Annotated in this window: 18 protein-coding genes; 7 read left to right on the top strand and 11 right to left on the bottom strand. The window is 61.8% G+C overall.

The genetic code is table 11. The features are described 5' to 3' along the window. The 4 genes from B9Z33_RS01415 to B9Z33_RS01400 all read left to right on the top strand — a co-directional run bounded on the left by B9Z33_RS01415 (position 1) and on the right by B9Z33_RS01400 (position 4860). Positions 1–1257, top strand: coding sequence for an acyl-CoA dehydrogenase family protein (locus B9Z33_RS01415; protein WP_369916499.1), 1257 nt, complete (start codon positions 1–3; stop codon positions 1255–1257). Beyond that, positions 1257–2795, top strand: coding sequence for a class I adenylate-forming enzyme family protein (locus tag B9Z33_RS01410; RefSeq protein ID WP_108285253.1), 1539 nt, complete (start codon positions 1257–1259; stop codon positions 2793–2795). Before B9Z33_RS01415 ends, B9Z33_RS01410 begins: the two co-directional genes overlap by 1 nt. A gap of 83 nt (positions 2796–2878) precedes the next feature. Continuing rightward, positions 2879–3889: a tripartite tricarboxylate transporter substrate binding protein gene (locus B9Z33_RS01405; protein WP_108286075.1), complete on the top strand. Its 1011-nt coding sequence runs from the start codon at positions 2879–2881 to the stop codon at positions 3887–3889. Next, entirely contained in the window at positions 3889–4860 is a 972-nt protein-coding gene (locus tag B9Z33_RS01400; RefSeq protein WP_108285252.1) for an alpha/beta fold hydrolase, read from the top strand. The genes B9Z33_RS01405 and B9Z33_RS01400 overlap by 1 nt, the downstream gene beginning before the upstream one ends. Before the next feature lie 129 nt (positions 4861–4989). Here the strand turns inward: B9Z33_RS01400 and B9Z33_RS01395 are convergent, their stop codons facing one another. From B9Z33_RS01395 to argS, 9 genes are all read right to left on the bottom strand, one after another. Beyond that, on the bottom strand, positions 4990–5766 hold the full coding sequence (locus B9Z33_RS01395) for a YecA family protein (protein WP_108285251.1): 777 nt from the start codon (positions 5764–5766) through the stop codon (positions 4990–4992). A 338-nt stretch (positions 5767–6104) separates the two neighbouring features. Continuing rightward, on the bottom strand, positions 6105–6521 hold the full coding sequence (locus B9Z33_RS01385) for a putative toxin-antitoxin system toxin component, PIN family (RefSeq protein WP_199220260.1): 417 nt from the start codon (positions 6519–6521) through the stop codon (positions 6105–6107). 59 nt (positions 6522–6580) lie between these two features. Continuing rightward, positions 6581–7921 (bottom strand): class I SAM-dependent RNA methyltransferase, encoded by a 1341-nt coding sequence (locus tag B9Z33_RS01380; protein ID WP_233252688.1) that lies wholly within the window; start codon positions 7919–7921, stop codon positions 6581–6583. 10 nt (positions 7922–7931) lie between these two features. Beyond that, positions 7932–9473 (bottom strand): RNA polymerase factor sigma-54, encoded by a 1542-nt coding sequence (locus B9Z33_RS01375; RefSeq protein ID WP_108285250.1) that lies wholly within the window; start codon positions 9471–9473, stop codon positions 7932–7934. Between the two features lie 40 nt (positions 9474–9513). After that, positions 9514–10272, bottom strand: coding sequence for an LPS export ABC transporter ATP-binding protein (gene lptB, locus B9Z33_RS01370; protein WP_108285249.1), 759 nt, complete (start codon positions 10270–10272; stop codon positions 9514–9516). Then, on the bottom strand, positions 10269–10901 hold the full coding sequence (gene lptA / locus B9Z33_RS01365; protein ID WP_108285248.1) for a lipopolysaccharide transport periplasmic protein LptA: 633 nt from the start codon (positions 10899–10901) through the stop codon (positions 10269–10271). Before lptA ends, lptB begins: the two co-directional genes overlap by 4 nt. A gap of 143 nt (positions 10902–11044) precedes the next feature. Beyond that, the gene (locus B9Z33_RS01360) at positions 11045–11719 is read right to left on the bottom strand and encodes a thiol:disulfide interchange protein DsbA/DsbL (RefSeq protein ID WP_108285247.1); all 675 of its coding nucleotides are present in this window, start codon (positions 11717–11719) and stop codon (positions 11045–11047) included. A 30-nt stretch (positions 11720–11749) separates the two neighbouring features. After that, positions 11750–12415 carry an SPOR domain-containing protein gene (locus tag B9Z33_RS01355; RefSeq protein WP_108285246.1) on the bottom strand — a complete coding sequence of 222 codons (666 nt, stop codon included), beginning with the start codon at positions 12413–12415 and terminating at the stop codon, positions 11750–11752. 14 nt (positions 12416–12429) lie between these two features. Beyond that, on the bottom strand, positions 12430–14127 hold the full coding sequence (gene argS, locus B9Z33_RS01350) for an arginine--tRNA ligase (RefSeq protein ID WP_108286072.1): 1698 nt from the start codon (positions 14125–14127) through the stop codon (positions 12430–12432). A gap of 176 nt (positions 14128–14303) precedes the next feature. On the opposite strand from argS, the gene B9Z33_RS01345 reads away from it, so the two are divergent. After that, complete coding sequence (locus tag B9Z33_RS01345) at positions 14304–14645, top strand: PsiF family protein (protein WP_108285245.1); 342 nt, start codon at positions 14304–14306, stop codon at positions 14643–14645. Positions 14646–14747: 102 nt separating this feature from the next. Here B9Z33_RS01345 and B9Z33_RS01340 read toward each other — a convergent pair whose 3' ends face one another. Further along, on the bottom strand, positions 14748–15674 hold the full coding sequence (locus tag B9Z33_RS01340) for a LysR family transcriptional regulator (protein ID WP_108285244.1): 927 nt from the start codon (positions 15672–15674) through the stop codon (positions 14748–14750). Between the two features lie 137 nt (positions 15675–15811). Continuing rightward, entirely contained in the window at positions 15812–16735 is a 924-nt protein-coding gene (locus B9Z33_RS01335) for a hydroxymethylglutaryl-CoA lyase (protein WP_108285243.1), read from the bottom strand. 183 nt (positions 16736–16918) lie between these two features. Here B9Z33_RS01335 and B9Z33_RS01330 point away from each other — a divergent pair, with 183 nt between their 5' ends. Continuing rightward, positions 16919–19150 (top strand): malate synthase G, encoded by a 2232-nt coding sequence (locus tag B9Z33_RS01330; protein ID WP_108285242.1) that lies wholly within the window; start codon positions 16919–16921, stop codon positions 19148–19150. Between the two features lie 120 nt (positions 19151–19270). Then, complete coding sequence (locus B9Z33_RS01325; RefSeq protein ID WP_108285241.1) at positions 19271–19504, top strand: hypothetical protein; 234 nt, start codon at positions 19271–19273, stop codon at positions 19502–19504. The last annotated feature ends 9 nt before the right edge of the window (positions 19505–19513 follow it).

The following is a 19513-nucleotide window of genomic DNA, read 5'->3' as shown; positions in this document are numbered from 1 at the left end:
ATGCCGAACACCATGCCCACCGTCATGCCGATTTGTGGCGACGACTACCCCCTGACCGAAAAACAGCAAAAGCTGATGGCGCTGGCCCGCCAGCTGGGCCGCGAGAAGTTCGCTCCGCGTGCTGCGCAGCTCGACCGCGACGCGCAGTTCCCGTTCGCCAACTACGACGACATGCGTGACTCGGGCCTGCTGGCATTGTGCGTGCCCGAAGCGCATGGCGGCCAGGGTGCCGATTACGCCACCTATGCCATGGTCTCGGCCGAGATCGGTCGCTACTGCGGCGCCACCGCGCTCACCTTCAACATGCACGTCTGCACCATGCTCTGGAGCGGCTTGTTGTCCGAAGACCTGGAGATGACGCCTGAGCAACGCGCATCACACCGCCAGCACCAGGCCACCCACTTTGCGCGGGTGGTGAAAGACGGCGCGATTTACGCGCAACCTTTTTCTGAAGGCGGTGCCGCCGCAGCGGGCGCGCAGCCCTTTGGCACCACGGCCGTGAAGGTCGAGGGTGGCTGGAAGGTCAATGGCAAAAAGATTTTTGCTTCGTTGTCAGACGCCGCCGATTACTTTGGGGTGCTCTGCACCGAAAAAAAACCCGACGCCGATTTGTCGCGCCGCGACACCTTGTACCTGGCCGTGCCGCGCACCGCGCCGGGCCTGACGGTCGAGGGCGATTGGGACCCGCTGGGCATGCGCGCCACCGTATCGCGCAACCTGATCTTCAAAGACGTGTTCGTGCCCGACGATGCCGCGCTCATGCCGCAAGGCCTGTACTTCCAGGCGGCCAGCCGTTGGCCGCACATGTTCATGACGCTCTCGCCCACTTACATGGGCATCGCGCAAGCGGCGTACGACTTCACCGTGGCTTACCTGCGCGGCGAGATTGCGGGCACGGGCCCCATCAAGCGCCGCCAGTTTGCGACCAAACAGATCGCTGTGGCCGAGATGTTCATCAAGCTCGAACAAACCCGCAACCTGTTTTTGCGCGCCATTGAAGACGCCAAGGTGGACCCGAGCAAGTCCACCCGCCTGCGGGCCTATGCCGCGCAATACACCATCATGGAAAACGCGCAAGACATTGCCCGCTTGGCGATCCGCACTTGTGGCGGCCAGTCCATGCTGAAAAGCCTGCCGCTGGAGCGCCTGTACCGTGATGCGCGTTGCGGCTCGCTCATGCTGCCTTGGACAGCCGAGCTGTGCATGGACCGCATCGGCCGCGAAGCTCTGTACGAACCCGGCGAAAAAGACGAGTGATGGGGGCAGAAGAAACCAGCCCAATCGCCGCGCGCTTTGCGCAGCTCGCGCAGACGCACGGGACGCAAACGGCCATCGCTTTCCGGGGTGACGAGCAGCGACCCGACCACCTCTTCACGCATGACTTTGCCAAGTTCTGGCGTCGTGTCGAACGGGTCACCGCGCACCTGCAGGCCAGCTGGCAAATACAGCCGGGTGACCGTGTGGCCTGGCTGGGGCTGAACCACGAGCTGCAATTGGTCGCCTTGGTGGCCTGCGCACGCCTTGGGGCGATTTTCATGCCGCTCAATTTTCGTTTGGCGGTGGCCGAGTTGCAGCAGGTCTTGAACGACGCCACGCCCAGTTTGCTGGTGCACGACAGCCTGCATGCCCCGGTGGCTGCGGCTTTGACCGGCGCAGGCTTGTGCCGCACGCATCTGGATGCCTTGATCGCGTCGGCAGCGCCGCGTGGGCTACCAATGCCCGAGGTGCCAGGTGACGCCCCCGTGTTGCTGGTTTACACCTCTGGCACGACGGGCCTGCCCAAGGGCGCGGTGCACACGCAAGACAACTTACTGGCCAATGCGCGGGCCAGCCAGGCGGCGCATGGTTTTGTGGACGGCGACAAGGTGCTCTCGACTTTGCCGATGTTCCATGTGGGCGGTTTGTGTATCCAGACCTTGCCCGCTTTGCTGGCCGGTGTGTCGGTCGTGTTGCATGCGCGCTTTGACGCCGGTGCTTGGCTCGATGAAGTGGATGCGAGCCAAACCAGTTTGTCTCTGTTGGTGCCTGCGACCTTGCGTGCCGTGCTGGACCACCCTCGCTGGCCGTTGGCACAGCTGTCGTCACTGCGCGGTGTGATGGCCGGATCGTCCACCATCCCGGCGGCTTATTTGCAGGCGTTTCATGACCGGGGCATTCCCGTGGGGCAAATTTATGGCACCACCGAAACCGGTCCGGTGTCCATCGTGTTGCGCTTGGAGCAGGCCGCAGCGCGTATGGGCAGCACCGGCTGGCCGCATGCCGAGGCACAGGTGGCTTTGCGCAATGAGCGGGGAGAGCAGGTGCCGGTCGGGCAAGCTGGCGAGGTGTGCATCCGCGCACCCAATGTGATGCGTGGCTATTGGCAAGCCGATGGTGCGGTGGGCGTGGGTTTGCAAGATGGCTGGTTTTGTACGGGCGATTTGGGGCAACAAGCCGAGGACGGCTGCATCACCATCGTGGGCCGCAGCAAGGACATGGTCATCTCGGGCGGTGAGAACATTTACCCGGCAGAAATCGAAAACCTGTTGATCACCTTGCCCGGCGTGGCCGAGTGCGCGGTGCTTGGCCTGCCCGATGTCCGCTGGGGCGAAGTGCCAGTGGCCGTGCTGGTGCGCAGCAAGGATGCTGCAGGGCAGAGCTTGACGCCCGAGGCGGTGATGCAGCACCTGCAAAGCCGCATTGCCCGATTCAAATTGCCGCGCCGACTGGTGTGGCTGGACAGCTTGCCCAAAAGCGCCTTGGGCAAGGTGCAAAAGCCCTTGTTGCAAGCCCGGCTGACAGGGACAAACCCTTAAAACAGGCCCACTTCTTCGCCTGCGTGACACGGATCGCTTGAGCGAGTGGCATCATGGTTTGCACATTCTGCATGGAGACAAACATGGGTCATTTTTCTCGTCACACCGCTCGCCGTCCGGTTCTGGGTTTCGTTGCTGCGCTATTGTTGTCGGCTGCGCCCGCCACTTGGGGGCAAACCGCCTGGCCCAACAAACCGGTCAAGATCGTGGTGCCCTTTGCGCCCGGTGGCACCACCGACATCCTGGCCCGTGCCATCGCGCCCGACTTGAGCAAAGCGTTTGGGCAGCAGTTTGTGGTCGAGAACAAAGGCGGGGCTGGTGGCAATCTGGGGGCCGAGCAAGTGGCCAAGTCGGCTGGTGATGGCTACACCCTGCTCATGGGCACGGTGGGCACGCACGGCATCAACCGCGCCCTTTACGCCAAGCTGCCTTATGACCCGATCAAGGACTTCGCGCCGATCACCTTGGTCGCGGGCGTGCCCAATGTGATGGTGGTCAATACCGAGAAGGCTGCAGCCAACAAGATCAACAACGTCAACGACTTCATCAAGTACGCCAAAGCCAACCCGGGCAAACTGAACATGGCGTCGAGCGGCAACGGCACTTCGATCCATTTGGCGGGCGAGTTGTTCAAGACAAAAACCGGCATCTTCATGGCCCACATTCCTTATCGTGGCTCCGGCCCTGCCTTGCTGGACCTGGCGGGCGGCAGCATGGATGTGATGTTTGACAACCTGCCTTCGGCCATGCAGCTCATCAAAGCCGGCAAGCTCAAAGCCTTGGCCGTGACCAGCAGCCAGAGATCGGCGGCCTTGCCTGAACTGCCCACGGTAGAAGAAGCGGCCGGGCTCAAGGGGTTTGAGGCAAGCAGTTGGTTTGGCTTGTTGGCACCGGCGGGCACCCCGGCCGATGTGGTCAGCCGCATTCAGCAAGAAGTGGCCAAGTCCTTGGCCACCCCTGCCATGAAAGAGCGCCTGGCCACTCTGGGCGCGATTCCCAGCGGCAACACGCCCGCACAATTTGTCACCCTCATCGACAGCGAACACAAAAAATGGGCTGAAGTCGTCAAGGCCTCTGGCGCCAAGGTGGACTGATGGCCTGGTTTGACGGCTTCGAGCGGCAAACGCTGAATGTGGCGGGACTGACCGTGTGCTTTCGCCGCTCCGCCGATTGGGCAGCGCAAGCGCATTTGCCGGTGCTGGTCTTGCTGCATGGTTTTCCACAAACCCATGTCATGTGGCAGCGCGTCGCTCAAAACCTGCGCGGCCGCTACCGCCTGGTCATGCCCGACCTGCGTGGCTACGGCGATTCGTCGCACGCCGTGGGTGACGCCCAGCACTTGCACTACAGCAAACGCGCCATGGCGCAGGAAGTGATTGATCTGCTCGATGCCTTGGGTGTGGATGACTTCTTTTTGTGCGGCCATGACCGGGGTGGCCGTGTGGCCCATCGGCTGGCGCTGGACCATGCCTCTCGGGTACGCAAACTGTGTGTGATCGACATCGCACCCACCTTCGACATGTACAGCGGCTTGTGGGGCAAAAAACCCGAAGTATCAGGCCCGGTGGCAGACCCGTACTTTGCTTTTGCGCAGGCTTATTACCATTGGTTCCACCTCACGCAACCCGCGCCGCTGCCTGAGTTCATGATTGGCGGCAACCCCAAGGCTTATTTGCACGCCAAGCTGGGCGGCTGGGGCAGTCAGGGGCTGGGCTACATCGAGCCCGAGGCCTTGGCCGAATACGAGCGCGCATTTTGCAACCCGGCCTTGAACGACAAAGGCTGGTCAGCGGCGATTCACAGCGCGGCCGAAGACTACCGCGCCAGCGCGGGCATCGACTTGCAGCACGACCGGGAAAGCCGCGAGCGCGGCGACCAAATCGCTTGCGATACCCTGGTGCTGTGGGGCGAGCGCGGCGTGGTCAACCGCATGTTCAAGCCAGTTGAGCTTTGGCAGGCGCAATGTGCAGGGCACGTCAGCGGCCAGGTCATGCCTTCAGGTCACTTCATACCCGAAGAGCTGCCCGAAGCCACCAGCACTGCGCTGGCCCAGTGGATGGTTTAAAGGTTTTGGGGAGCTGATCCCCTGTGGGAGCGGCGCCCTCGCCGCGAAAAGTGGACCATTGGCATTCGCCCCGAGGGCGGGGCTCCCACAAGGCCACTCCCTGTGTGCGATAGGTCTCCGTCTAAGCGATCAAGCCCCGCAACACTTTTTGTATTTTTTGCCGCTGCCGCATGAGCAGGCGTCGTTTCGGCCCGGCGTGGCTTCTTTGATCACTTGCGCCACGCGGGGCCCGATGTTGCGCCAAATTTCGCGCAGGTCGTACACCGCCCACAGGGCTTCGCCGTAGGCGTTCAGCCGGTTCTCGCTCACGCTGGGCGGACCGTCTTCGGACAGAGCCGACAAGGTGGGCACATCGGTGTCGTCTTCGGTCAGGGCCACGATGGCTTCGAGAGACAGGTCATGCCACTTGGTGGCGTCTTTGTCTTTGGGGGCGGCCCATTCTTCGGGCCAGTTTTCCACGGCGAACATGAAGCCCAATGCCCACACCTGGGCAAACGACGGGATTTCGCTGTCGTCGATTTCTGCACGCTCTTCGGGGGGCAGCGAGGCAATCGCACCGCGCACATCCATCACTTCGGGGGCATAGGCTTTGTCGTCGTCCAGTGCTTCCACGGGGGTGTCCAGCGCCAGTTTGATTTCGTCAAAGCGGCGCTGCCACAAAGCCATGAACTGCTGGCGCTGAGCGTCGTCTGCAAAACTGCCGCCTTCGGCATCGTCGGCGTCAATGCCCAGCAGCATGGGCAGCCATTCGTCTTCTGCCAAGGGGCGGCGGCAGCACACCATGGCGGCCAGAAAACCTTCGCAAAATTCCCATTGCGGGGTTTCTTCAAACCGCTCGCGCAGGTCGTCGAGGATGTTGTCCAGGGTGTCGAAGTCTTCGGCTTCCAAGCCAGCTGTGGTGTTCATGGTGTGTTCCTGTTCTCAGGCGTGGATTGTATGTGGGTGATGGGCTGTGGGCGGTGGGCGGTGTGTGCCTGGGCTTGCATTCGGCCGCAGGGGCGGCCTCCTACAAGAACACCGTTCTCAGTTAAGTCGGTTTTCTCTGTGGGAGCGAGCCCCTGCTCGCGAATAAGTGATTGAGCCGCTGCGCACATTCTCGCGAAAGAGTGATTGAGCCACTGCACACATTCGGCCGCAGGGGCGGCCTCCCACAGAACAGCCAACAACCAAAAGCCAAAAGCCAAAAGCCAAAAGCCAAAAGCCAAAAGCCAAAAGCCAAAAGCCAAAAGCCAAAAGCCAACGCGTCAGGTGGTGGCCGGGTTGAGCGCCACGCCGCAGCGCTCCAGCCGCTTTTTCATGCACAGCACTTGCGCGTCTTTGCTGTGCAGGGCGGCGGCATGGGTCACGGCCAGGTCGATGAATTTCTGGTCGTCGGGGTCTTTGCAGGCGTATTCGGCTTTTGGCGCGTCCGGATGCAGCTTGGCCCAGCGGTCAAAGTGGCCGAGCACCGTGTCAGCAGGCAAGGCGCGGTGAGTCAAGCGTTTGACGATTTGCGGGTAGGCCAGCACGCGGGCCAGTTCTTCGCGCATGGCTGCTGTGGCCAGCCAGTGCGTGCTACCGGTCTCGACGCTCAGGCGCAGCGCCTCGGCCCGTGGCTCTTCAAACACCCACAGGTCGAGCACGATATTGGTGTCCAGCACGCGGCGCACGGGGGAATGCATGCGTTCTGCGCCCGAGGCCTCGCCCACAACCGCGTCCGCAACCGAGCCCTCCGCCTCCCTCATGCTGCAGGCGTTCCCGACGCGTCGGGCGTTCCAGGCGTGATGTCGGGGCCGTTGGCATCGTTGGGTACGCGCTTCAAGCTGCCTTTGATCATGTCAAAGCGGAACAAGCGGCATTCGATGGGGCCGTTCCACATGGGCACGCGGCGCGATTCTTTCAGGCGCATTTTGCTGGGCAATTTCAGGTCGGGCGTGAGCATCCAGGCGCTCCAGCCGCTGTAGTTTTTCTTCCAGTGGCTGGCCAGTTGGGCAAAGAAGTCGACGCTGTCGTCGCCGTCATTTGTTTGGGCTGTTTCGCGGTGGTGGCTTTGGTCGGCTGCGCGTGTGCTTGAGCGCGCATCAGCCAAAGCCCCGGGCTGGAAGCTGTCTCGCCCCCGGCCCGCCACACCCGCCGCCGCAATGCGCTCGCCATACGGTGGGTTGAGCAGCATCACGCCCGGTGTTTCGCAAGGCGGCATGCGCTGCAGGGCGTCGCCGCCCCGGAACTCGATCACGCCCGAGACGCCTGCGCGCTCGGCGTTGCGCTCGGCAAAGTCGACCATCCGGAAAGCCACATCGCTGCCAAAAACAGGCGCGGTGGGTTCGTGTTCCAGATCGCGGGCTTCTTCGATCAGGCCTTGCCAGACGTGGTTTTGGAAGGGCAGCAATTTCTCGAAGCCAAAGCGCCGTTGCAAGCCGGGCGCGATGCCGCACGCGATTTGCGCCGCTTCGATCGGAATGGTGCCGCTGCCGCAGCAGGGGTCGTACAGCGGCACAGTGGCGTCCCAGCCACTGGCCGCGATCATGGCAGCGGCCAGAGTTTCTTTGAGCGGTGCGTCGCCTTTGTCGGTGCGCCAGCCGCGCTTGAACAGGGGCTCGCCCGAGGTGTCGATGTACAGCGTGAGGGTTTCGGGCGTGACGTGGGCGTAGATGCGCACATCGGGCCAAGTGGTGTCCACGTTGGGGCGCTCTCCGCGCTTGGCGCGGAAGCGGTCGGCCACGGCGTCCTTGATTTTCAGGGCCGCAAAATTCAGGCTGGTCAGCGGGCTGTGCTGCGCCGTGATGTCGATCTTGAAGGTTTGTTTGGGCGTGAACCAGATTTCCCACGCCACTTCGCTGGCGGCGTTGTACAGGTCGTTTTCGTTGCGGTAATCGGTGACCGACAGCTGCACCAGCACGCGCTGGGTCAGGCGGCTGTGCAGGTTGATGCGCATCGCATCGCGCCACGAGGCGCGGGCCATCACGCCGCCGCGGCCGGTCATCAGGTCGTGGCCCGTGAGGCCGGTGATGGCGTGGACCTCGTCGGCCAAAAAGCCCTCAACGCCAGCGGCGCAGGGCATGAACAGGTTCAATGAATTCACTCAAATACTCTCAAAGGGTTTTGCGCAGGTTCGCAGGCGCGATCTTCAGGGCTTCGCGGTATTTGGCCACGGTGCGACGTGCGCAGTCGATGCCTTGCTCTTTCAGCATTTCAGAAATCTGGTTGTCCGACAGCGGTTTGGCGGGTTTTTCTGCGGCGACAAACTGCTTGATCAGGGCGCGCACGGCGGTGCTGGATGCCGCGCTGCCACTGTCGGTGCCCAGGCCCGAGCCGAAGAAATACTTCAGCTCAAAGGTGCCTTGTGGCGTGGACATGTATTTGGCCGTGGTCACGCGGCTGATGGTGGACTCGTGCATGCCCAGCTCGTCGGCAATTTCGCGCAGCACCAGGGGGCGCATGGCCAGTTCGCCGTGGGTCAGAAAGTTTTTCTGCCGCTCCACGATGGCGGTGGACACGCGCAAGATCGTGTCAAAGCGCTGCTGGATGTTCTTGATGAACCAGCGCGCCTCTTGCAGGCGCTGCTGCAAACCCGCATGCGATGAGCCCTTGCTGCCGCGCAAGGCGTTGGCATAGATGTCGTGCACACGCAGTTTGGGCATCACATCCGGGTTGAGCTGGATGCGGAACTTGGGTGTGGCGGTTTTGCTGGTGTTCACCACCAACACGTCGGGGATGATGATGTTTTGTTCGGCCTGTGCAAACGGGCGACCAGGTTTGGGCTCCAGCCTGGCAATGAACGGGATCGCGGCTTTGACCACGGCCTCGTCCAGGCCACAGGCCACAGCCAGGCGTTTGAAGTCGCGCTTGGCCAGCATTTCCAGGGGCTGCGCACACACGGCCAATGCGGCTTGTGCCACGGCGTCGTCGGGTTCGTCTTTGAGCCAGGCCTTGATCTGGATGCGCATGCACTCGGCCAGGTCGCGCGCGCCCACGCCGACGGGTTCGAGCGATTGCAGCAAACCCAGCGCCACAGTGAAGCGGTGCACCAGTTCGTCGAGTTGTTCGTAGTCGTCGCTGCCGGCGAGGCTGGCGGCCAGCTCGGGCAGGGTGTCGGTCAGGTAGCCGTCGTCGTTGAGCGATTCGATCAAAAAGCGCAGCGCTGCGCGGTCGATCTCTGAAAGGCGCAGCGACAAGGCCTGGCGGTGCAAAAAATCGGTCAGTGAACCGCTGCTGCGGGCCAGATCGATGGCGTCGGCGGTTTCTTCGCCGTTGTTTTGGCGAGGCCCGGCGTCGCCGCCCCATTCGCTGTCGTCGGGGCGCATGTCGACGCTGCCGTCTCCGTCCCAACTCTCTGCCACGTCGGTGACCGCTTCATCGCGTGTTTCGCTGGGGCCGTCATCGCTGCTGCTGGCGGTGCTCGCTGTTTCACTGACGCGGTCGCCCAGACTCACGCGGGTGTCGGTCTGGTCCAGACCAAAGGCCTCCATGGGGGCTTCTTCTTCGCTGCGCTCCAGAAACGGGTTTTCGTCCAGCATCTGGTCGACTTCTTGCGACAACTCCAGTGTGGACAGTTGCAGAAGGCGAATCGATTGTTGCAACTGGGGCGTGAGCGCCAGGTGCTGCGACATGCGAAGCGACAGACCGGGTTTCATGGCTGTGCTTTTCTGTTTTGAACGAACGGCGTGCGGTTCATCACATTCGGAAGTGTTCGCCCAGGTACACCCGTCGCACCTCGGCGTTGGACACGATCTCGTCAGGCGTGCCTGCCGCCAGCACACGGCCTTCACTGATGATGTAAGCGTGGTCGCAAATACCCAGTGTCTCGCGCACGTTGTGGTCGGTGATCAAGACGCCAATGCCGCGTTGCTTGAGGAAGGCGATGATGCGCTGGATTTCAATCACGGCGATCGGGTCGATGCCGGCAAAGGGTTCGTCCAGCAAGATGAAGCGCGGGTCGGTGGCCAAGGCGCGGGCAATTTCCACCCGGCGGCGTTCACCGCCCGACAGGGCGACAGCCGGAGAATCGCGCAAATGGTCGACGCGCAGGTCGGCCAGCAGCTCGCTCAGGCGTTTTTCGATATCGGCTGGAGACAGCGCTTGGCCTTGGGCATCGGTTTGCAGCTCCAGAATGGCGCGCACGTTTTCTGCCACGGTCAGTTTGCGAAAGATCGAAGCTTCTTGCGGCAGGTAAGACAGGCCCATGCGCGAACGCTTGTGGATGGGCATGCGCGTGACGTCTTCGCCATCGATCAGGATTTGTCCGCCATCGCCGCGCACCAAGCCCACGATCATGTAAAACGAGGTGGTCTTGCCTGCGCCGTTGGGGCCCAGCAGGCCAACCACTTCGCCCTTGCCCACCTGGACAGACACATCGTGCACCACCTTGCGACTGCCGTAGGCCTTCTTCAGGTGGTGCGCTTCCAGCCGGCTGCTATCGAGAGGTTCACTCATGGCTTCTTGCTTTCGCCGGTGCTGGGGCTGATCCGCAGCGTTGGCGCAGTGCTGGCCGGGGCTGTTTGGGCTGCTGGGGCAGGCGCCGTTTTTCGGGGGGTCAGCACCGCCCGGACGCGCTGGTCGCGGCCCGCGACGGCTGGGCTGCCTTTGGGCAAGCCGTCAACGGTCATCACTTCGGTCGTGTTGTTGAAGACGATTTTTTCGCCATTGATCTGATCGGCCAACTCCGTGCCGCGCAAAATCCGGACTTCTGCCCGCTGGATCAGCGTCACCACATCGGCCTGGCTGTCGTAAATGGCTGTTTCGCCTTCACCCTCAGTGAATTCGTCGACCCCTTCGCGCTTTTGGCGAAAAAACACCCGCTCTTTGGGCGCAGCCCAGACGTGGGCCACTTGCTGGCCCTGATTGTCTTGCTGCACTTCCATGCGGGCACCGCGCAGCACCATGGTGCCTTTGAAGGCGACCACGTTACCGATGAAATGGGTGAGCAGCTTGTTCTCGTCGTGACGCATCGCGTCCGCTTCAATGAGCATGGGCTTGTCGCGGTCGGCTTTTTCCGCCCAGGCAGGCGTACAAAACAAGCTCAGCGCTGAGGCGAGGATGCTGATGGTCCGGAGAATTGTCATTGGGGGCATGAATCTTGCTGATGACGAATTTTGATTGTAGGGGCAAGAGCGAGCAGATCGGCCTCGCAGCGGGCGTCAAGGCATAAAAAAAGCCCGCTCAGGTGACTCACCCGCGGGCTTGGCTTGGGCCTGCTGGCGCAGGCTCAGCTTTTCTTCTGGCTTGCTTTGGCGTTGCTTTGAGCAGGGCGAGACTGCGCGATCAGGGCTTCCGTCACTTTCAGCGCTTGCTCCATGCTGCCGGCCAGACTGCCGTCCACGTAATAACGACCCGCCACGCCCAGCGAGGGCACGCCTTCCACTTTGAAGTCGTTTTGCAGCTGAACCGCACGCTTGAGCTTGCTGGCCACGCCAAACGATTTGTAGATTTCGTTGAACTTGGTTTTGTCCAAGGGCTGCTTTTCTGCCCAAGCCAGCACGCTGGCATCGGTGTTCAGAGGCAACTTTTCCACATGCACCGCGGCAAAGACCTTGGCGTGCAAGCTGTCCAGCAAATTCATGGCCTCGAGCGTGAAAAACAGGCGTTGCTGGGGCGCGAAGTCGTCGCGGAAAGACACGGGAATGCGGCGCACCATCACGTCTTTGGGGACATTTTTGACCCACTGGGCAAATGTGGGCTCAAACGCATTGCAGTGGGGGCAGCTGTACCAGAAGAACTCGATGACCTCGACTTTGCCTGTGCCCGCTTCGGTGGCCACGGGGCGATCGAGTGTCAGGAAGTCCTTGCCTGACTTGAACAAGGCGGCTTGCGCCCAAGCGGCGGAGGTGCTGAGCCATGCTGTAGCGGTGACCACGGCAGAAGTGAAAAAACGGCGTTTCATGGGTGACTCCAAACAGTGTGGCGTGCGTGTTCAGCGTTGAACACGCACCAAGGTGTTTTCAACGCCGCTGCCCTCCAGGCGGGCGCGAATGCGTTCAGCGGCGGCTTTGTCTGCAAAGGGGCCCAAGCGTACACGGAAGACCGTGCGCCCGGCTTGATCTCGCTCAGAAACCTTGGCATCCAGACCCATTAAGGCCAGCTTGGCTTTTTGGGCATCGGCATCGTTGCTTGTCCGGTAAGCGCCCACCTGGATGACGTAGTCAAACGGATCGGCGCTTGCACTGTTGGCGGCAGGGGTGGAGAGCCCCGACTTGGATTTGGCCAAATCGCCCAAGGGGTCGGCCGTGACCGCAGGACGCTGCTCGGTCTTGCTGACTTCGGGCGCGCTTTTTGTGGGTGGCACGGTGGCGGGTTTGTCGGCTGCAGTAGCTGGGGTTGGTGTCGCACCAGGTACCGCACCAGGTGTTGCCGGGACATCTGCGGGTGGCTTGGGCTGGAACACACCGTTCGGGTTCCAGTCTTTGTTTTTCTGGCTCTCCTGCACGTCCTGGTCATTCGTGCGTGTCTGGTTCTTGTTTGAAAAAGGCGTGGGCACCTTGGTCACATAAACGGCCACGGCCAAAGCCACGCCCAGACCGATCACCAGCCCGATGATGAAGCCCAAAAAAGTACCGCCGCGTTGGGGGTGGAGTTTCATGCTGTTGGATCCATTCACATTTTTTGGGGTGCCGACACGCCCAGGACTTGCAGGCCATTTTTCAGCACCTGTGCCGTGGCCGCGACCAGGGCCAGTCGGGCGGTTTTGACGGCTTCGTCGTCCACCAAAATGCGCTCGGCATCGTAGTAGCTGTGGTACAGCGATGCCAAGTCGCGCAGGTAGAAGGTCACGTCGTGCGGCGCAAACTCGGTGGCGGCAGACGTCAGCATCTCGGGGTATTTGGCCAGGGCCAGCATCAGCGCGTGGGCTTGTGGGCTTTGCAGTGGCGACAGGTCGGCTTGGGCCAGTGTTGCTGTGTCGCCACCCCATGCGGTCAACACCGAGCAGATGCGGGCGTGGGCGTACTGAATGTAATACACCGGGTTGTCGTTGTTTTGCGCCAGCGCCAGGTCGATGTCGAAGATGTATTCGGTGTCGGGCTTGCGGCTGAGCAAAAAGAAACGCACCGCGTCTTTGCTGGTCCACTCGATCAGGTCGCGCAGCGTGACGTAACTGCCCGCACGCTTGGAGATTTTGACCTCTTCGCCGCCGCGCATCACGCGCACCATGGTGTGCAGCACGTAGTCGGGGTAGCCCTCGGGGATGCCCACATTGGCCGCCTGCAGGCCCGCACGCACACGGGCGATGGTGCCGTGGTGGTCGGTGCCCTGGATGTTCACGACCCGCGAAAAGCCACGCTCCCACTTGCTGATGTGGTAGGCCACATCGGGCACAAAGTAGGTGTAGCTGCCATCGCCCTTGCGCATGACGCGGTCCTTGTCGTCACCGTAGTCGGTGGATTTCAGCCACAGCGCGCCGTCGTGTTCGTAGGTCTTGCCCGCTTCGCGCAGCTTCTGCACGGCCGCATCGACCTTGCCGCTGGTGTACAGGCTCGATTCCAGGTAATAGTTGTCGAACTGGACGTCAAAGGCTTTCAGGTCCAGGTCTTGCTCGTGGCGCAGGTAGGCCACGGCAAACAGGCGCATGCCGTCCAGGTCATTCACATCGCCGCTGCCCGTGAACTCGCGGTCATCCGACTTGACGGTCTTTCGGGCCAAAAAGTCGTTGGCGATGTCCTGGATGTAGTCGCCGTTGTAGAACGCTTTGCTTTCGGGGTTTTCAGGGTCGATGGGCCAGCCATCGTCGCCAGGCTTGACGCCTCGGGCGCGCATTTGCGTGCTCTTGGCCAGCGTGCCGATCTGCACGCCCGCATCGTTGTAATAGAACTCGCGGTAAACCTGCTGCCCCTGCGTAGCCAGCAAATTGCAAATCGCATCGCCCAAAGCGGCCTGGCGGCCGTGGCCCACATGCAGCGGGCCGGTGGGGTTGGCCGAGACGAACTCGACCAGCACTTTGTCTGTTTTTGCGCTTTGGCTGCCAAAGCCGGCACCGGCTTGCAGCACTTCGTGCACCACGGCTTGCTTGGCGGCATCCTTGAGGCGGATGTTGATGAAGCCCGGCCCGGCAATCTCGATCGCATCCACCCAGCGCTCGAAAGCGGGGGTCAGCAGCAAGGCGGTGCGCAGGGTTTCGGACAACTGCCTGGGGTTTTGCTTGAGGGCTTTGGCCAACTGCATGGCGGCTGTGCATGCCAGGTCGCCATGGGCAGCGACTTTGGGCGATTCAAAGGCCGCGCGCGCACCGGCACCGGTTTGGAGTTTTTCGAGCTCGGCGGCCAGGGCCGTGAGCAAATGTTGTTTGGCAGAAAGCATAGGGAGCGATTTTACGGGGACGGGGTGGCTGGCAGCCGCAGAGTCTGCCGCCGGGGCCATTTTCTGTGCGTTCATTACAGTTGGTCACATCTGGTGTCGTCCTGCGGCATTTTTTGAGCGTTAATGAAGGGCCTGCACATCCGTGCAGCATTGATCATCTTTTTGGGAGTTCATTCATGCGTCATTCCATCTCTGTTGTTGCTTTGGGTTTTGCCTTGGTCTCTGGCATGGCTTTCGCTGCAGGTCCCGCTGCCAATGCGGCTCCTGCCGCAGCCCCTGCTGCTGCGTCGGCGTCGGCTCCCGCCGCAGAAAAAACCCCTCAGCAAAGCAAAATGGCCACTTGCAACAAGTCGGCCGAAGGCAAAAAGGGCGACGAACGCAAAGCCTTCATGAAAGATTGTTTGAGTGCCAACAAACAAGAAAAACAGCAAAGCAAGATGAAAACTTGCAACGCTGAAGCGGCGGGCAAAAAAGGCGATGAGCGCAAGGCCTTCATGTCTGAATGCCTGAAAAAGTGATCTGACGGCAGGAAAAGGTCACGCCTTTCTTGCCTGAAGCGGATCGGCCCGGCATGTCCGGGCTTTTTTGTGCCCGCTCGCGTCGCCCCGGTTCACAGGGGTTCAGTTGAGGGCTGTTTGCCAGTAACCGGCTTGAGCGTAGTGGTGTTTCAGGTAGTCGATCCACAGCCTCACCCGCAAGGGCAAATGTTTGCGCTGAGGGAACACCACAAAAATGCCGTTCGGTGGCGCGGCAAACGCTTCCAGCACCGCGACCAGTTGGCCCGACTGGATTTCGCTTTCCACCTCCCAGGTGCTGCGCCAGGCAATCCCATAGCCCGCCAGGCACCAGTCGTGCAGCACTTGGCCGTCCGAGCAGTCGAGTGGGCCGCCGGGGCGCAGGTGTGTGACCTCATGGCCCGCGTCGGTTGGCGTGCGAAAAGCCCAGCCCCGGGTTTGCGAGGCATCGCTCGACAAGGTCAGGCAATCGTGCTGCAACAGGTCGGACGGTTGTGTGGGCGTGCCGCGCCGCGCCAGATAAGCAGGGGTCGCGACGCACAGGCGGCGGTTGTCGGCCATGCGCACGCTCACCAGCGACGAATCGGGCAGATCGCCCACGCGCACCGCGCAGTCAAATCCTTCGGCCGCGAGGTCCACCACCCGGTCGCTCAGGTTGAGTGAAATCGACACATCGGGGTGCAGTTCGTGAAAGCGCGGCACCAAGGGGGCCACATGCCTGCGTCCGAAACCGGCCGGGGCGGTGATGCGCAAATGCCCGCTGGCCTTGACACCACCCGCCGACACGCTGGCTTCTGCATTGGCCACATCGGAGAGCAAGCGCTGACAATCTTCCAGAAAAGCGCTGCCTTCGTGCGTGAGGGTGATACGCCGGGTGGTGCGCACCAGCAGCTTCACGCCCAGGTTTTCTTCCAGCGCATCGAGCCTGCGGCCGATGATGGCCGGGGCCACACCTTCGGTCCGGGCGGCGGCGGTCAGGCTGCCTTTGGTGGCAACCGAGACGAAGGTTTCGAAGGCTTTGAGCTTGTCCATGTGAGCCGATTATGCGGGTTCAAGGTTGCAATGCAGCCTCCCTGGCGGGTGATTGGGGCGCAAAGTTGGATGCTTCGCCGAGGTTTTTGTGGGAGCGCACCCCCGTGCGCGAATGCTTGCGGGCTGCGGCTTGCCCATCAAGCCCAACCCTTGGGCAGGCCCGCTTCGGGCGTCATGCCGTACACCGGCTCGCCCGGCAGTCCGGCCTTGAGCGGTTCGCGTGCGGCCATGAGTTTGCCCAGGTCAATGCCGGTGCTCACGCCCATGGCCTCGAACATGAAGACCAGGTCTTCGGTCACCACATTGCCCGAAGCGCCCGGGGCGTAAGGGCAGCCGCCCAAGCCACCGAGCGAGCTGTCAAAAGTGCGCACGCCCGCCTCGTAAGCGGCCAGGCAATTGGCCAAGCCCAGACCCCGGGTGTTGTGCATGTGGGCCGAGCCCGTGAGGGGGCCGATCTCCTGAAACATGCGTTTGAACAGCCGGCTCACCAGGGCGGGGTTGCCCATCCCGGTGGTGTCCGACAGGCCAATTTCGTCCACGCCCGCTTCGGCCAGCCACAGCGCCAGGCGCAACACATCGTCCTCGGGCACTTGGCCTTGCAAGGTGCAGCCAAAGGCGGTGGACATGCCGACTTCGACCGGCACGCCGGGCGCGATCTCGTCGCGCAGTCGCAAGACCGCTTTGACCTCTTCGACCATGGCTTCGGGTGTTTTGCGCACATTGGCCATGGAGTGGGCGGGGCTGGCCGATACCGGTAGTGTGAGTTTTTGCGCCCCAGCAGCCAGCGCGGCCTGTGCGCCGCGCAGGTTGGGCACCAGCGCCATGATGCGCACACCCGTGTGGCGCAGCGCGTGCTGCACCACCTGCGCGGCATCGGCCATTTGCGGCAAAAGCTGGGCGGGGACGAACGAGGCCACTTCGATCTCGCGCAGGCCCGCTGCGGCCAGCGCATCGATCCAGCGCAGCTTGTCGGCGGTGGGCATGGTGGCCTTGACCGATTGCAGGCCATCGCGCGGGCCGACTTCGCTGATCAGGACTTCAGGGGCATGAATGCTTGTCATGCCACGATTAGACAACAGCGGATTTGTGCGGAAAAGTCATGGGTTTATGGCTTTTTGGCCTGTTTATCCGCATACAAACTTAGAATAAAGTCCTTTCTCACTGAATGGGGCGCGTTTGCTTTGTCCGATGGCGTCCATTCAATGACCGATATTCCTGTTTTTCAACATCCTTTCGAGGCTTCCATGACTGCACGCACCGCGATCCACAACCTGCAAGTGGCGAACCCCTTGCTGAGTTTCATCAACGACCAGATGCTGCCCGCCACCGGCGTGGACAAAGACGTGTTCTGGAAAGGCTTCAACGACATCGTGGCCGACCTGGCCCCGAAAAACATCGCCTTGCTGGCCGAGCGTGACCGCATCCAAACTGCCATGGACGAGTGGCACACCGCCAACCCTGGCCCGGTCGGTGAAGGCAAGGCCATGAAGGCCTACCGCAAATACCTCAGCCAAATCGGTTATCTGGTGCCCGAGCCACGCAATGCCCAGGCCACCACCGCCAACGTGGACGCCGAACTGGCCAAGCTGGCCGGCCCCCAACTGGTGGTGCCCATCCTGAACGCCCGCTACGCCCTGAATGCGGCCAACGCCCGTTGGGGTTCTTTGTATGACGCGCTGTACGGCACTGACGCGATCAGTGAAGCCGACGGCTGTGAAAAAGGCACGGGCTACAACCCCAAGCGTGGCGCCAAAGTCATCGACTACTGCCGCAATGTGCTCGACCGCACGGCACCCCTGAAGACCGGCTCTCACGTCGGCAGCAAGGGCTACGCCGTCAAGGCGGGCAAGCTGGTCGTGACCTTGGCCAACGGCAAGAGCACCACCTTGGCCGATGCCAAGCAGTTCGTGGGCTACACGGGTGATGCCAAGGCCCCTGCATCGGTGCTGTTCGTGCACAACGGCATCCACCTCGACCTGCAAATCAACAAGTCCACCCCCATTGGCAAGACCGACCCGGCTGGCGTGTCTGACCTGATCGCTGAAAGCGCGCTGTCCACCATCCTCGACCTGGAAGACTCGGTGGCCGCTGTGGACGCCGATGACAAAGTGCTGGCATATGCCAATTGGCTGGGAATCTTGCAAGGCACCCTGAGCGAAGAAGTGCAAAAGGGCGGCAAGACCTTCACCCGCACCATGAACGGTGACCGCGAGTACACCAAACCCGCAGGCAAAGGCACCGTCAAGCTGCACGGCCGCTCGCTGATGTTCGTGCGCAACGTCGGTCACCTGATGACCAACCCCGCCATCCTCTACAAAGCCGCCGACGGCAGCACCAAAGAGATCCCTGAAGGCATCCTGGACGCCATGGTCACCGTGACCTGCGCCCTGGTCGACTTGCAGAAAAAGTCTTCGCACCCCCTGCGCAACAGCCGCACCGGCAGCGTCTACATCGTCAAGCCCAAGATGCACGGCCCCGCCGAAGTCGCGTTTGCCGACGAGTTGTTTGGCCGCGTCGAAAAAGTCATCGGCATGAAGCCGTTCACCGTCAAGTTGGGCATCATGGACGAAGAGCGCCGCACCAGCGCCAACCTCAAGGCCTGTATTGCCGCTGCCAAGAGCCGAGTGGCCTTCATCAACACCGGCTTCCTGGACCGCACCGGCGACGAAATGCACACCTGCATGTTGGCGGGTCCCGTCATGCGCAAGGGTGACATCAAGAACAGCACTTGGTTGGGTGCTTACGAGAAGAACAACGTCAACGTGGGCCTGGCCTGCGGCCTGCGCGGCCGTGCCCAGATCGGCAAAGGCATGTGGGCCATGCCCGACCTGATGGCCGACATGCTCAAAGCCAAGATCGGTCACCCCCTGGCCGGTGCCAACACCGCCTGGGTGCCCAGCCCCACCGCTGCAACGCTGCACGCCATGCACTACCACCAGGTGGATGTGCCTGCGCTGCAAAAGCAAATGGAAAAGGCCGTGGCCAAGCAAGACCCGAAACAACTGCGTGAAGACACCCTCAACGCCTTGCTGCAGTTCCCCGTGGTGGCCAAAGATGCGGCCAACTGGTCCGAAGAAGACAAGCAAAAGGAACTCGACAACAACGCCCAAGGCATTTTGGGTTACGTGGTGCGCTGGGTTGACCAGGGCGTGGGTTGCTCCAAGGTGCCCGACATCAATGGCGTGGGCCTGATGGAAGACCGTGCCACGCTGCGCATCAGCAGCCAGCACATGGCCAACTGGCTGCACCACGGCGTGGTGACCGAAAAGCAGGTCAAAGCCACGATGGAGCGCATGGCCGCTGTGGTGGACGCGCAAAACGCGGGCGACGCGGCTTACCAGCCCATGGCCGGTAACTTCGCCAAGTCGGCGGCTTACAAAGCGGCTTGTGATTTGGTCTTCAAAGGCAAGGCGCAACCTTCCGGTTACACCGAGCCGCTGCTGCACGCTTGGCGCTTGAAGGTCAAAGCGGCCTGACGCGATTGAGCCGGATGGATTCCGGTTACTGAAAAAACGGCTCCTTCGGGAGCCGTTTTTGCTGTGTGTCGTGCGTGGCTGTACCGGCTATGCCTGAAAATGGCACTTTTGGAGGGCGTCATGCGCTGGATAGACCGAATCCCCTTGCTGTGGTTGCTGGCCATTGCCGTTTATTTGGCGGGAGCCCCCTTTGTGCCCGAGCCGCACTTGACCGAAAAATGGCGCATGCTCTTGGATAGCAACTTGAGAAAACCCATCGACATCTTTGACTTTTTCTTGCACACCACGCCCCTGGTGGTGTTGGCCATTCGCCTGTGGCGTGATGCCCTGCGGCGTCGGCAGGGCAAGGACTGAATGCCTGCT

Origin of the sequence: Limnohabitans sp. T6-20 (assembly GCF_003063505.1) — a bacterium.
Taxonomy (GTDB): Bacteria; Pseudomonadota; Gammaproteobacteria; order Burkholderiales; family Burkholderiaceae_C; genus Limnohabitans_A.
Note: the sequence above shows the minus strand (reverse complement) of the source record. Positions and strands in the feature narration are given on the sequence as shown.